Origin of the sequence: Deinococcus indicus, assembly GCF_002198095.1 — a bacterium.
Lineage (GTDB): Bacteria > Deinococcota > Deinococci > Deinococcales > Deinococcaceae > Deinococcus > Deinococcus caeni.
The window spans coordinates 163729-176532 of record NZ_NHMK01000020.1; the positions used below are offsets into that span (position 1 = coordinate 163729).

12 protein-coding genes are annotated in these 12804 nt (G+C 69.1%); all 12 read right to left on the reverse strand.

Features of this window, described 5'->3' with window-relative positions:
* Positions 1-13 precede the first annotated feature (13 nt).
* Complete coding sequence (locus tag CBQ26_RS22865; RefSeq protein ID WP_088249178.1) at positions 14-6610, reverse strand: phage tail tape measure protein; 6597 nt, start codon at positions 6608-6610, stop codon at positions 14-16.
* 363 nt (positions 6611-6973) lie between these two features.
* Entirely contained in the window at positions 6974-7123 is a 150-nt protein-coding gene (locus CBQ26_RS22565) for a hypothetical protein (RefSeq protein WP_244898045.1), read from the reverse strand.
* Positions 7124-7272: 149 nt separating this feature from the next.
* Positions 7273-7713 carry a hypothetical protein gene (locus tag CBQ26_RS13675; RefSeq protein ID WP_088249180.1) on the reverse strand — a complete coding sequence of 147 codons (441 nt, stop codon included), beginning with the start codon at positions 7711-7713 and terminating at the stop codon, positions 7273-7275.
* The gene (locus CBQ26_RS13680; RefSeq protein WP_088249181.1) at positions 7713-7985 is read right to left on the reverse strand and encodes a hypothetical protein; all 273 of its coding nucleotides are present in this window, start codon (positions 7983-7985) and stop codon (positions 7713-7715) included. The genes CBQ26_RS13675 and CBQ26_RS13680 overlap by 1 nt, the downstream gene beginning before the upstream one ends.
* A 21-nt stretch (positions 7986-8006) precedes the next feature.
* Entirely contained in the window at positions 8007-8729 is a 723-nt protein-coding gene (locus CBQ26_RS13685; protein ID WP_088249182.1) for a hypothetical protein, read from the reverse strand.
* 12 nt (positions 8730-8741) lie between these two features.
* The gene (locus tag CBQ26_RS13690) at positions 8742-9122 is read right to left on the reverse strand and encodes a hypothetical protein (RefSeq protein WP_216360366.1); all 381 of its coding nucleotides are present in this window, start codon (positions 9120-9122) and stop codon (positions 8742-8744) included.
* 59 nt (positions 9123-9181) lie between these two features.
* Positions 9182-9610 (reverse strand): hypothetical protein, encoded by a 429-nt coding sequence (locus tag CBQ26_RS13695; protein WP_088249184.1) that lies wholly within the window; start codon positions 9608-9610, stop codon positions 9182-9184.
* Positions 9607-10077, reverse strand: a complete 471-nt coding sequence (locus CBQ26_RS13700; protein ID WP_088249185.1) for a hypothetical protein — start codon at positions 10075-10077, stop codon at positions 9607-9609. Before CBQ26_RS13700 ends, CBQ26_RS13695 begins: the two co-directional genes overlap by 4 nt.
* The gene (locus tag CBQ26_RS13705) at positions 10077-10484 is read right to left on the reverse strand and encodes a hypothetical protein (RefSeq protein ID WP_088249186.1); all 408 of its coding nucleotides are present in this window, start codon (positions 10482-10484) and stop codon (positions 10077-10079) included. Before CBQ26_RS13705 ends, CBQ26_RS13700 begins: the two co-directional genes overlap by 1 nt.
* Positions 10485-10487: 3 nt before the next feature.
* Entirely contained in the window at positions 10488-11024 is a 537-nt protein-coding gene (locus CBQ26_RS13710) for a hypothetical protein (protein ID WP_143342120.1), read from the reverse strand.
* Between the two features lie 102 nt (positions 11025-11126).
* A complete protein-coding gene (locus tag CBQ26_RS13715) occupies positions 11127-12302 on the reverse strand; it encodes a major capsid protein (RefSeq protein WP_088249188.1) in 1176 nt (391 codons plus the stop codon).
* A 41-nt stretch (positions 12303-12343) separates the two neighbouring features.
* A complete protein-coding gene (locus tag CBQ26_RS13720; RefSeq protein WP_088249189.1) occupies positions 12344-12775 on the reverse strand; it encodes a hypothetical protein in 432 nt (143 codons plus the stop codon).
* Between the last annotated feature and the right edge of the window lie 29 nt (positions 12776-12804).

The following is a 12804-nucleotide window of genomic DNA, read 5'->3' on the forward strand; positions in this document are numbered from 1 at the left end:
GAATCACCTCCTCTCAGACCAGCGCGCCGGTCGTGCTCGTGTAACTGCTGCTCCCCTGCTGCACCGTGACCTTCACGCCGCCCTTGAAGGTGTCGCGGATGATCACGGCCCCTTCCTTGAGGATCTCCCCCGCTTCCTTCAGGCCCCGCACCCCGTCAAGCAGCGGGGTGGCCAGCGCGAACTGAATGGGTTCGGGCAGGGTGCTCAGGCCGGTCGTGTCCACCCCGCCGGTGTTGCCGGACAGTGTGACGCCCAGGTTCCCGCGCAGGCGGTCCAGACTGGGTTGCAGCGCCTGCCCGGTCTGCGTCAGGAACTGCTCGGCCTGCCTGACTCCGGCTTCGAAGGCCGCCACGGCCGCCGCGTCATCATCCGCGCCGGGCGTCTTCGCAGCGTCGGTCAGGGCCTTGATGCCAGGGGCCAGGATGTCTTTCAGGGCGTCGTTGAAGACCGCCTCGATCAACCCGTCCACCACCCCGCTGTACGCAGATTCCCGGAAGGTGTTGCTGAAGTCCGTCCAGTCCCCGGTGGTCAGGGCCTGCTTCAGGCCGTTCTTGATGCCGCCCAGCACGCCGCCCTCGATGGTCTGCGCGATCTTCAGACCGAAGTCGTCCACGACCTGCTTGACCTCGGGGCCGCCGCCGAAGGTGTCGGCCAGCCAGCCGCGGCTGCGGACGGTCGTCTTCGCGAAATCATCGCCGTTGATCAGGGTGAAGCGCTTATTGAAGTCGTTCCGGAGGCGTTCTGCTTCCGCGTACGCCTTCCGGTGCCCGTTCAGCGCCTCCCCGATCCCGGACACGATCTTCGTGATGGCACCCACCCAGGCGCCCACGTCGGCGGGATTCGCCACGATCCGCGCGATGTCCCCCGCGAGCGCCGCGACCTTCCCGGCCAGGTTGCCCAGGCCGTTCAGGTTCGCGGCCAGATCCTCGTTCCCGGTGGCTTCCGCCAGCCCGCTGAACGCCCCGGCGAGATCCTGCACGTGACCGGCGTACTCCTGCACGTCCATCAGCGTGCCGATCGCGCCGGCCGCCTCACGGGCCGCGCCGGCCGCCTGCCGGAACTGCGCGGCCAGCTCCGCGTTCCCGGCTGCCTCGGCCGCCTGCGCGTAGCGGTCCGCCTCGGTGGCCAGGGCCCGCATCTGCCGGGCTGCTTCCACCCGGTCGGTCTTCCCGACCGCCACGCCCTGATCGATGTCCCCGGCGCGGGTGACGAGGTCGTCGTACGCGCCTTCCTGCTGCCCCACCAGTCCCAGGTCCGGGGTGACTTCCCCCTTGATCAGGCGGATCAGTTCGAGCAGGCTCTGCAACTGCGACTCGGTGAGTTCCCCGGCCGCGCGGGCGGCCTGCAGGCCTTCCGTGATCGCGTTCTCCTGCATCGGGTCACCCAGGGAATCACGCAGGGCGTACAGCTGATCGGTGAGTTCCACGAAGCGGTTCTCCGGCAGGGGGGTAGCAAATGCGCCTTTCGCACCGCGTTCCCAGCCGTCCACCACGCCGTCTTCCGTGATCTGACTCAGGGCGTCCAGGTACCCCTGCGCGCCCTGCACGCCCTCCTCCAGGCTGGTGCGGACACTGGCCGGCAGGCGCTGACCGATCTCACTGGCCAGCAGGTCCGCCACCTCCCCCATCAGCGCCTGCACCTGGGCGGGGTCGGTGGTTTCGTTCAGCAGCGTCCCCAGGTCACGGGCGCTCGCCACCTCCTTCAGATCTGGGGCGTCCCCGGTCGACACGAACCCGGTGCTGCCGGGCAGGTACCCGGCCGCGTACGGATCGGCGTACTTCGGCAGGTCGGCCCGCAGATCCTTCAGCAGCCCCTGCAACTTGGCCCGCATGGCCGGATCGGTGACCTCCTCGAGGCGGTCCACCACCTGACCGATCTGCTCGTCCACCGTGCCGCTCAGCCCGGCGACGAAGGAGTTGAATTCGTCCCCGAGGTTCAGCGCGGCCCCCAGTTCGTTCAGGCGATCCGTGACCAGCGAGATCGCGTCCGCGACATCCTGACCCTGCTCGAGGCGATCGTACAGGCCGTCCATCGTGCCCGACAGCACGCCAATCGCCCCTTCGGTATCCCCGAGTTCCGCGAGACCATCAGCGGCGGCGAGGCTTTCCTCGGTGACGCGCGAGATCTCCTCCGCCTCCAGTTGCCAGATCACCGCCCGGTCCGCCACGGCCTGCTTCACCGCCGTGACCGTCTCAGCAGCGACCTTCCCTTCAGCGGCGAGTTCCTCGAGGACCTTCATGTACGCGGCCGTCGCGTCCTCACCGGCCGGCAGCAGGGCCAGCGCGTCTTCGAGGGTCACGGTGAATGCCTGACCGGCACGTCCGGCCCGGTCGAAGCTGTCCGTCACGTCCGTGAAGGCGCCGGCAGCCACCTGCGCGTCAATGCCCTGCTGGTAAATCGCCTCCGCGGACTGCCGCGCGTCCTGCACGTACCGGTCCTGCGCGAGACCCGCCTCCCCCGCCGCGCGCGTGAGTTTCTCGAGACCTTCGAGGTAGGCCTGCAGGTCCGCCGCTTCCACCTGTCCCGCCTCGATCTTCTCGCGCATGCCGCCCGCCAGTCCGGCGTACTCGTCCCGCAGGGACCGTACCGCCCGGCGCTGCGCGTCCAGCGCGTCAGCTGGCCGCTGACTCCGGGTGTCCCCAGCGTCCGCCAGTGCCTCCTGGTACGTCCGGTCACTCAGCGTCAGTTGCTCCTGGCGCAGGGCAGGCGTCAGGTCCCGGTTGTTGCGGATGGCGGCGTCCCGGTCCGCTTTCTCCCGGTCGAGAACGCTCTTGCGGGCAGCGTAGATGCGGTCCGCGTAACGCTTCTCCACCGCCAGGCGCTGAGCGGCGCTCTGCCCGGCCGCGCGCAGGTCGTTCTCGCGCATGCGTTCCAGCTCGGTGAGTTCCAGCCGGGCCGCCTCAATCTTCCCCTGTCGGGACAGGCTGTTGATCCGGGCGAGTCGGTCCTGGGCTTCCTTCTCCCGGCGTTCGTTCTCCTTGCGGTCCGCGTCGGCTTCCCGGCTGGCCCGTTCGCGTTCCGCCTGCGCTTTCTTCGCGGCGTCCCCGCTCAGGGACAGCAGTTGACGGTACTTGTCCGTCTCGCCGTTGCGGCGTTTCTCGGCGTCCGCTGCTTCCCGCGCGCCCCGCGTCACGGCGTCCAGGCTCTTGAGGTAGGCGTCCGCCGCGCCGCCCATGTCCCGCAGGGACTGCGCCACGTCCAGTTGCCCTTTGAGCCGGTCGAACGTCTGCCCGTACTGCGAGACGGTCTTGTCGGCGGTCTTCACCTGCGCCTGCACGTACTTCACGGCGGCGGCCGCGCGTTCGCTGCTGTTCGTGAACCTCTCCAGCTCCGCTTCTGCCTTCACGGTCCCGGTCAGGTCACCCGCCTTGCTGGTCTGCTCAATGCGGCCCAGGATCCGGCGGGCCTCGGCGATCAGGGCCTCGTTCGACTTGACGGTCGGGCCTGCCGGGACGGTCAGGTCCGGGCGGGTGACCGGCGCGGCGTTCCCGAGCCGGAACCGGTCGAGGTTCTGCACGCGGCCCTGCGGGTCACGCACCTCCACGTGCAGGTGCGGTCCGGTGCTGTTCTGGCTGTACCACGCACCCCGCGCCCCGCCGGTCGTGCCGAGCAGATCCCCGGCTTTCGCCACGGCGAACCCCCGCTGCTTGATCTGATCGAGGATGGCCTTGTCGATGGTTTTCAGGTGCGCCAGGATCATCTGGTACCCGTCCCGGTCCGTGAGTTTCAGGTACTGACCGTACCCGCCCTTCTCGAACCCCGACGTGACCCGCACCGTCTGATCCGCCCGCAGTGGCGTCCCCTCGGGAGTCCGGACGTCCTTCCCGGTGTGCCCGGCGTAGTCCGCGCTGAGCCCGAACCCGCTGACGCCCAGACCCCGGAGGATGCTGTTCAGATCCCGGAAGTTCCCGAGGTCCTGCCCGGCCGGGGTGACCCGCGCCGCGATCGCCCGCTGAAGGGCGGTCAGGGCGACGCCCATCTGCCCGATCTGGCGCAGACCGTCGAGTTCCACGGCCCGCGCCTTCCCTTCGAGGTGCAGTTTGCGCCACTGCTCGGCGTTCTTCGCGCTGAGGTTCGCGGCCTGCTGCATCTGCGTCAGGAGGGCCTGTGCGCGCTGCACCTCGCTCGCCGTGAGGTCCGCCTGCTTCAGCCCGGTCTGCGCGAGCCAGCTGGGCAGGTCGTACGTCTGCGCGCCGAACGCCGCCTGACCGCTCAGGAGCTTGCCGTACTCGCGGGAGATGCTCGTCAGGTTCTGCAGGAACGACGAGGACCAGTCGAGCATCTTCGAAGCGGCCGGCAGGAACGACTGCCCGGCCTGAATCTGGAAGTTCTTCAGGGACGCGTTGAACTGCTCCTGCGCGCCGGCCGCCCCTTCGAGTTTGCGGGTGGCGGCGTCCGTCATCTTGCCCGCGCGGTCCAGGACGGACACCCGCTGATTCAGGCCGTCCGTGCCGGCTTCCACCAGAGCGTTGTACACGCGCTGACCGTCACTGCCGAACATGATCTCGGAGGACAGCAGCCGCTGCTCAGGCGTGAGTTTCGCGAAGGCGCGCTGCAGCAGCCCCGCAATCTCACCCATGCTTTTCATGTTCCCCTGCGCGTCGAAGAACTCGAGGTTCAGGCGTTTCATCTCGGCTTTCGCGGCGGCGGAGTTCGGCGTGAGGGCCATCAGGAACGTCTTGAAGGCCGTGCCGGCGTCACTCGCGCCGAGGGCCTTGTCGGTCAGGAGGCTGATCACGGCCGTGAACGTCGCGAAGTCCACTCCGCTTGCCCGCGCCTGACTGCCACCGGCGGCGATGGCGTCACTGAAGCTGTCGATCTTGACGGACGTGCCGTTCACGGCGTTCGTGACGACGTCCCCGACGCGCGCCAGGTCTTTCGCTTCCAGCCCGAACGCCTTGGTGGACGCGGCGGCCACGGCGGCCGAGGTGGCGACGTCAGTGTTCACGGCCTTCGCGAGGGTCAGCGCGACCGTCAATCCCCCCCCGATGATCTGCGTGGTGTTGAGGCCCTGACTCCCGAGTTCCTCGACAGCGGCCGCCGCTTTGATCCCGTCGATGCCGAGCTGGGCGAGCTCGTTACTGCGCGCCACTTCGTCCAGGGCGCGCATCTGGCTGGCGGTCGCTTCAGTGGTCGCCTGGGCCGCGAGCATGGCCGTCTGGTAATCCCGGGCGGCGTTGTAGTTCACGATCATGGCCGCCGCGGCGGCCGTGGCAGCGGCTGCGACTGCCGTGAAGGCGAGTGCCGTTTTCGCGTCGTTCAGGGCGGCCTCGCGCTGTGCGGCGTCCTGTTCGTTCCGGGCGTCCGTGAAGGACTGGATGTGTTCAGCGGCGCCCTCGACAGCCCCGCCCAGGGCCTCAGTCGCCACTTCGGTAGCGGCGCCCGCCGTGGCGGCAGCGGCACTCGCGACGGCGTTCTCCTGCAACTGCTTGTTCAGGCCGTCGAGCGCGGCGCTGGTAGAGCTGACCTTCCCGGCGTCCAGAGCGCCGCCGGCCGCGCTGCCCAGGACGCGCCCGCCGAGGGACAGGCCGGCCGGGAGGACGTTGGTGTTCACGCCGCTCTGCGCCGCGTCACTCAGGCCCGCAGCGGCCCGGCGGGCGTCCGCCCAGCGACTGCGGATGCCGGACGCGAACCCGTCCCCGACCATCTGCCCGAGGTACTCCATGACGCGGCTGGGGCTGTGAATGTCGAGTTCCTGGCGGATGGCCGCCTCGATGCCCTCGGCGGTCTCCTCGGCCGTGCGTTTCACCTGCGCCTGATCGGACTTCATGCCGCGGATCAGGCCGGCCATGGTGTCCGACCCGAGTCCCTCTGCGGTGTTCACGGCGGCCGCGCGTTTCGCTGCGATGAGCTGCACGAAGCCCGCCAGGAGGTCACCGCCCACGCCGAACTGGCCCAGGGCTGCCTGGATGCCCTGCGTGACGCCGTCTGCAAGGCCACCCCTTGAGTTGATACCTTCGGCCCGGTCAATGGAACGCTGAGCACCGGCAGCTACCTGCGTCAACCGGCGGTAGGCGTCGGTAGTCCTGTCCACAGCCTGTGCCTGCAAGATCGCCTGACTGTGAATGCGCCGCTGCGCCTCAATCAGTTGCTGATCGCTGATCTGCCGTGCCTGCCACATGTTCCGGTAGGCGACCATCTCGTTTGAGAGGGCAGTGATGCTGACCTGCGAGCGGACTTTCTCTTCCCGCGCTGCCTGCTGCGCGAGGCGGGTGGTGAGGCTCAGCTGGGCCTGCTGTTCCCGGATCCGGGCGGTGCGTTCCTGGGCAGCCACAGCCTCAGCACGACTGGCAGCCGTCTGACTACGGTAGGAGGCGATGGCAGCGGCGTTCTGTTCCTTGATGGCCTTCGCGCTCGCCTGATACTGGGCCCCGAGAACGCGGGCATTCCGCACCTGTTCGTCGGCCTGCTTACCCGTGAGGGTGCCCAGCGCCTCAATATCCTTTTTGACCCGGTCCGTGGCGGAGAGGGCGGCGCGGTCGTCGATGCGAAGCTTCACGCCCTGCTCGCGCTCAACCTGCTGGATCAGTTGATTGAAGTCCGCCCAGAAGCGGGAATCGTCAAGGGTCGGCGACAGCGTGAGGTCGCCGAGGCTGGTGGGGTTCGTCATGTGAGATCACCTCCTGAAACGGGAATGAAAAACCGCCCCCGATACCAGGGGCGGCTTCATTGATGCGAGAGTTAAAAGTCTCAACGACGGTTCAGAACAGAGTCGTGCAACACCTTAAGAGCAGGGATATCCGTCCCAGTAAACGGGCGGATAAGTCGGTTGGCACAGATCTGCACTCGCTAAGTTCCCTGTAGCCACGAAGGCAGTAGCAGCGATGACACAGACGGACAAGATGGTGCGCAGCACTCTCTTCATAGTGAACCTCCTATGTTGTGGAACGAAGACCAGAATATGGTTTTCCATCCTGGGCGGAAGCACATTCAATGTTGCAAAACCGAATCTTATCTGCTATGTGAACGAGGATCATAGGCTATCTTCAGCCAGCGCAATGCGCTCCCACACCTGAATGAGCGGGCGGCCGTCGCGCGCGGCGGGCCAGGACGTCCATACCGGGCCGTGCAGCAGGCCGGCTTTCATGGCCTCGCTCAGTCCGGCGGCCACATCGCGCGGCACCGGGTAGGGCACGGCGCGCGGCGCAGCAGGGCGGGTGCGGTCGGTGAAGTCCGGGAGGATCCGCGCGTTCAGGTCTTTCGGGGCTTCCGCACCCCAGGCAATCGCACCCGCCCAGACCTGCCGCTGCCACTGCCGCTGTTCCGTGGCGGTCAGGGTGGCGAGGGCATGCTGGACGCGGTCGAGGGGCGCGTCGATCCACCGGACAGCCGGGCACGCCAGGGCGAGAGCCGCGAGGGCACCCGCCCAGTCGAAGGGGGGCCGTTATCGCCTCCCTCCTGGTCCGGCGGGATGGGCGCGCGGGTGGCCTGCCACCACGGGCTGAAATGCTCCGGGGCGGTCAAGTCGAGGAAGTCGTCGAGGGTCAGGTCCGGCAGGCGGCGCGCGAGCAGGGTGTAGATCACCTGCGCCTGCGTGTCCAGTTCCAGCTGGCCCAGGCTGCGCACGAGGCCCAGTTCCCGCCAGCTGGGAGCGAGATAGGGCACCAGTAGCGGGCCGAATGCGTCGACATAGTCGGGGTTCGGTTCCCCCAGAGCCGCTTCTGGCGCGGCGACACGGGCAATATGTTTCTCTTGTTGTTGTTCGAAGTCCATCAGCGTCCCCTTCGGGTGATGGGCAGGGTCAGGCCGGCGTGCAGGCTGACCTGGGGGTCCGTGAGGCGGGGTGCGCGGGCCAGCAGCGCGCCGCGCGGGACGCCCCACTGCCCGGCGGTCTGGTGCAGGCGGGCGAGGGTCCGGGCGCGGTTCAGCGGGGCGTACAGGATGAAGCCTTTCGCCTCGATGCGGTCCTCGTGGACGGTGCAGCCCAGCAGGGCCAGCTGGGGGAGGCGGCCACGTTCCCCCAGCACGATCAGCGGTTCTTGCATGGCTCACCTCCCTTCAGTGGTTCAGTTGCCGTTCACGGCCTGCCAGGTGGGCGTGGGGTCATTCAGGTTCGCCCAGAACAGACCGCCGGACAGGTTCGCGCTGACCTGCACCCGCTGGCTGTTACCGGCGGCGGCCTGCCGGGTGGGCGCGCCGATGTTCACGGTGGCGAGCAGCGCGAAGCCGTCGGGGTACACCCAGATGACCCGCTCGCGGTTGTTCGGGCTGATGCTCATGCCGCGCGTGATCAGGCGCTTGACGACCGGATCGTCGATGCCGCCCAGCGTGCGGATCGTGGCGGTCATGTCCTTGCCGTTCACCACGCGGATGGGCGTGATGCGGCCGTGCACGTTGATGGTCTCCTCCTGGTCGGCCAGGGTGGGGTTGCTTTCCTCGGCGATCGGCACTTCGAGCAGGTTGGTGTACGTAGCGGTGGTGTTGATGGGGACGGCGGCGGGCGCCGCCTGGATGGCGACGGCCGTGCCGGCGTTCGTGACGGTGGCGGCGGCGGTGGTGGTGACCTGGGTGGTGCCGAAGGTCAGCACGGTGCCGCTGGGCAGGTCCACGTTGCTGGGGGCGCTGATGGTCATGGTGGTGGCGTTCGCGGCGACGGCGGCTGCGTTGGTCAGGGTGGTGGCCGGGATGATGGTGCTCGCGCCGACGGCCAGCAGGTACGTGACGAGCCTGGTGCCGCTGTACACGTTGGGCGTCTTGTCTGCGGGCAGGGTGGTAGGCAGTTCAGCCATGGTGGGGCTCCTTTACGTGCGCTGCACGTACGTGAGGGCGAACCGCTGGCCCGCGTAGTGCGTGCGGGTCGCGGCGTCGAAGCGGGTGGGCATCCCGTCGGCGGGAATGGCCCCGCCGCGGCGGAGCTTGAGGGTGGGGTGCCGGTCGATCTCCCCGGCGCGGCGCTTGAGGTGCGCGAGGAGCAGGTCGAGTTGCCCCTTCCCGGCGGCGGTGGGTGCGGCGCCGTAGAGCATCACGAGCACCAGCCGCTGCCGCTCCTGGGCACCGTGCAACTGGCGGACCAGGGTGTCGCCGGTGTCGCTGGTCACGGCGTAGACCGTGCCGGTCGGCGGGAGCGGGGTGGGCACCAGGTGGCTGGCCACGGCGCCGGTGTCGTCGCGGGCCAGTGCCACGCCCAGCTGCGCGAGAAGTTGATCGATGGTCAGGTCGGGTCACCTCCGGAGGGTGGAGTTCACTGCAGGGTGGTCAGGGCCGCGCGGATCCGGGCGTGCAGTTCCGGGTCCCCGTGCGCCTTGGAGAGCCAGGGGCGGGCGCCGTATGGGGTGGCGCGGTTGACCGGTGAGGTGGGGGGCTCCGGGAATTCCAGTGCCCAGGCTTCGACGGGAACGGAGGCCACGCTGTTCAGTGCGCCCACGACCCAGGAGCCATCGGTGAGCTGGGCGGCGCCCAGGCAGGCGAGCAGCGCCCCGCTCTGCCTGGCCGGGTACTCGCCGGGGTTGCTGCTGGGGTGCGGCAGGCCAGGATGGTGAAGGCCGCTGCCGGGCTGGTTCAGCTTCTCCTGCAGGAAGACGAGCGTGGTGTTCGCCACGACTTCCAGCGCGGGGTGCAGGTGCCGGCGCAGGCGCTCGCGCGCGTCCGGGTGAAGTTTCAGCGTGGTCATGCGCTGCGGCCTTCGGTGGCGCGGGCTGTGAGAACCCACGCAACCCGCTGGGTGCCTTCGTCTACCACGTCACCGACCGGGGCCAGTGCCAGCGGTCCGGGCAACTCGCCGCCCGACACGAGCAGCAGCAGGCCCGGCTCGTGCAGGGGCGCGCTCCAGTGGACGTACACCTCCCACAGCGGAAGGGCCGTGTCCGCGCCCAGCTCGGCCTTATCCCTGGCGTCCAACTGGAACGCGACGCACGGGTACTCGCCCAGAGGCGTTCCGGGACCCACCACGCCGGGGGACGGGGTCACCACCGGCGGCGTGACCGGCATGCCGGACTCGTCCAGCTCCGGTGGGGGGAGCGCCCCAGGATCAGCGGGCCGCACCTGTGCGCGGAACACCTGGACCCGCTGCCCGAGGCCTGGGTAGATCCGGTCCAGCACCGGGCGGGTGACGTTCTGCAATCGGGCGGTCGTGAGCATCAGAACCTCACGTCCACATTGAGCGACACGCTGCCCCCCTGGACTCGCGCCTGCGCCTCACGGTGAACGTCGGCTTTCAGCGCGCGGGCCCGCTCGCTCCACGCGGCCGCCCGGTGGCGGTCCGCCTGACCCGCCGCCTCGCCGTTCAGCTTCGCCTCGATGCGCCCGACCTTGACCGCGCTGACCGCCGCAGCCTCTTCCAGCGCCTGAGCGGCCAGCTGACCCGCCCGCGCAGCCACGCGGTCCAGGACGTACCCGGCCACGAGGCGCAGGTCGCCGTGCACTTCCAGCGCCTGGTTGAGGTTCGCGGTGCGTTCCGCCGCAGGGATCAGGGCCTCCCAGACGACCCATGCGTCGTCCTGCACCAGGAACTTCACGCGGTCGAGTTGCGTGTCGGTCAGCGGCACGGGTTACGCCTGCGCCGTGAGGGCGTCGAGGGCTTTCTGCGCGAGCTTGTCGCCGATGCCGTCCACCTTCTTCAGCCGGTCGAGCGCGTCGGCGGGGAGCAGGGTCTGCCGGCGGAGCGTGTCGAGTTCGCTGCGTTCCTGCACGACCCGGGCCAGCACCTGCGTGAGCGTCTCCTCGCCCTGGCGCAGCGGGGCCAGCAGACGCTTGGCTTCCTCGGTGACGGTCCTCTCGAACAGGGAGGGTTCCGTCCTGGCTTCCTCGATCTCGCGCAGCAGTCGCCCGATGACTTCCTCCGGGCTGCTCTCGTCCTGCTGGGCGGGGCGCAGCAGTTGCTCGATGCCCATCAGGCGGTTCTGGTAGCGCCGGGCCGAGTCCTGCGCCTCGCTCAGCGCCTCGGTCAGTTCGTCCTCGCTGGCGTCCGACAGGACCGCCCCTTCGGCCGGGGTCAGGCCCAGGGTGCGGGCCAGTTCTTCGGGCACGTCGATGGGGGTCTCGCTGGGGCCGTACGTCCGGCCGTCCAGGCGGATGGTCTGCGGCATCCGCTTCACTGTGATCATGCGCATGAGGTACCTCGTGGGTGGAATGGAACGCGAGTGACCCGGTTCAGGTCACTCGCTGGACGGGGATGGGCTGGCCAGGGCTCAGGTCATGGCCGTGGTCAGGATCACCAGGCGTTCGGGCGCGTCGAAGATCGTCAGGCCGTTGCTGGCGCCCTGCGCGATGGCGTGCATGGGGCGGCTCTGCGGGGTGTACGCGTTCAGCCAGATGCCGGGCCGGCCGTCGCCTTCCACGGTGGGGCCGATGTGCGTGCGGCCCAGGCCGGGGCGGGTCACGACGCTGCCGTCCGTCATGGTGACCATCACGTCGTTCCCGCCGATCACGGCGATCTTCCCGTCCGGCAGCACCTGCTGATCGGCGTAGGTGCGGCCCACCTTGATCTTCACGGTGCGGCGGTACCCGACGAGGGTGTACCCGTCGCGCTGGTCGGTGCTGAGCGTCTGGTTCGGGCCGATCAGGCGGCGCATCGTGACGATCTTGATGTTCCCGCCGGCGCTGGTCTGCTCGCTGGTGACGGCCACGGGACTGCCGGCGCTGTCGATGATCTGGTGCAGGGTGTTCATGGACATGATCCGGGTGCGGGTCGTGCCGAGGATGGCGTCCGCGGCGCGCATGTCCGTCCAGAAGCGGCTGCTGCTGCCGCCGTACGCGTCGTTGCCGGTGCGCGTGGCGAACCGGTTCGCGGCGGGCACGTTGTAGTCGATGGTCCCGCCGCGCAGCGCCAGCTGACCGGTGGTGAGGGCCTCGCCGCGCATCAGCTCGTAGCGGTCCGTGAAGGCCTGACGGATGACTTTCTGCAGCCAGTTCACGACGAACTTCCGGATGTAGTCCAGGCCGTTCCCGGTGATCACGCCGGCGCGGATGTTGATGACCATGGCCTGCAGCTCACGCTGCTGCTGTTCGGTCATGGTGGTCTCGGCCGTCCACTTCGCGATCGGTTTGGAAAAAGCGTCGATCTCCATGCCGCCGACCTGCGCGTACGGGCTGTCCATGCCGGTCTCGCCGGCGGGCGTGGTGATGACTTTCAGGGTGCCGCTCTTCGCTTCGTAACTGGCGCGCAGTTCCTCGGGCAGCACGGCCAGCAGCGCGTACTCGCTTTCCGGGACGGGCTGGTTGGCGAGGTTGAAGTAATCCTGCGGGGTGAGGGTGCTGAGGATGGCGCCGACGGTCAGCGCGTCCCCGCGCGGGCCGAGCACGCCGGTCAGCAGCGTGGCGGCCAGGGTGCGGACGCCCGTGGCGGTCTTGTGCAGGTGGGTCATGGAACTCCTTGGGTGGGTCGAGGGGCGAGAGGGAGCGGCCTTCACTGCAGGTACAGGCGCGCGGCCTTCGCGCGGATGGGCGCGGGCAGCGCGGCGGGACTGCCGCTGCTGTCGGGGAGGAGGGCCTCGTGCACGTTGCCGGCGACGACCAGGCCGTAGCCGCTGATGCTGTCGCTGGTGGCGTCCTCGCGGGCGTCGCTCATCAGCAGCAGCGTGTCGGCCGTGCCGTCGGCGGGGACGATCTTGCCGGCGGCGAGGCTGACGGCCGTGCCGCTGGGGATCAGGCGGCGGCCGGCAGCGCCGAACTTCGCGTCGGTGAAGGCCGCCCAGTTCATGGGGGCGCCCAGGCCGTGCAGGTCGAGGCTGTGGTAGTCCGCGATCCAGGCGGGGGTGGAGAGGGTGCGTTTCTCGCCGCGAATGAGGGCGGCGCTGCCGAGGAGCAGCGCCGTCAGGGGCAGAAGCAGGTTGCGCATGGGGTGGGTTCCTTTCCGGGGAAGCGGAG

What these genes read in the sequence shown, in the direction of transcription:
- CBQ26_RS13720 (WP_088249189.1), bottom strand. Translation starts at nt 12,775, where the DNA reads ATGCGCAACCTGCTTCTGCCCCTGACGGCGCTGCTCCTCGGCAGCGCC.
- CBQ26_RS13700 (WP_088249185.1), bottom strand. Translation starts at nt 10,077, where the DNA reads ATGCTCACGACCGCCCGATTGCAGAACGTCACCCGCCCGGTGCTGGAC.
- CBQ26_RS13675 (WP_088249180.1), bottom strand. Translation starts at nt 7,713, where the DNA reads ATGGACTTCGAACAACAACAAGAGAAACATATTGCCCGTGTCGCCGCG.
- CBQ26_RS22865 (WP_088249178.1), bottom strand. Translation starts at nt 6,610, where the DNA reads ATGACGAACCCCACCAGCCTCGGCGACCTCACGCTGTCGCCGACCCTT.
- CBQ26_RS13685 (WP_088249182.1), bottom strand. Translation starts at nt 8,729, where the DNA reads ATGGCTGAACTGCCTACCACCCTGCCCGCAGACAAGACGCCCAACGTG.
- CBQ26_RS13710 (WP_143342120.1), bottom strand. Translation starts at nt 11,024, where the DNA reads ATGCCGCAGACCATCCGCCTGGACGGCCGGACGTACGGCCCCAGCGAG.
- CBQ26_RS13695 (WP_088249184.1), bottom strand. Translation starts at nt 9,610, where the DNA reads ATGACCACGCTGAAACTTCACCCGGACGCGCGCGAGCGCCTGCGCCGG.
- CBQ26_RS13680 (WP_088249181.1), bottom strand. Translation starts at nt 7,985, where the DNA reads ATGCAAGAACCGCTGATCGTGCTGGGGGAACGTGGCCGCCTCCCCCAG.
- CBQ26_RS13715 (WP_088249188.1), bottom strand. Translation starts at nt 12,302, where the DNA reads ATGACCCACCTGCACAAGACCGCCACGGGCGTCCGCACCCTGGCCGCC.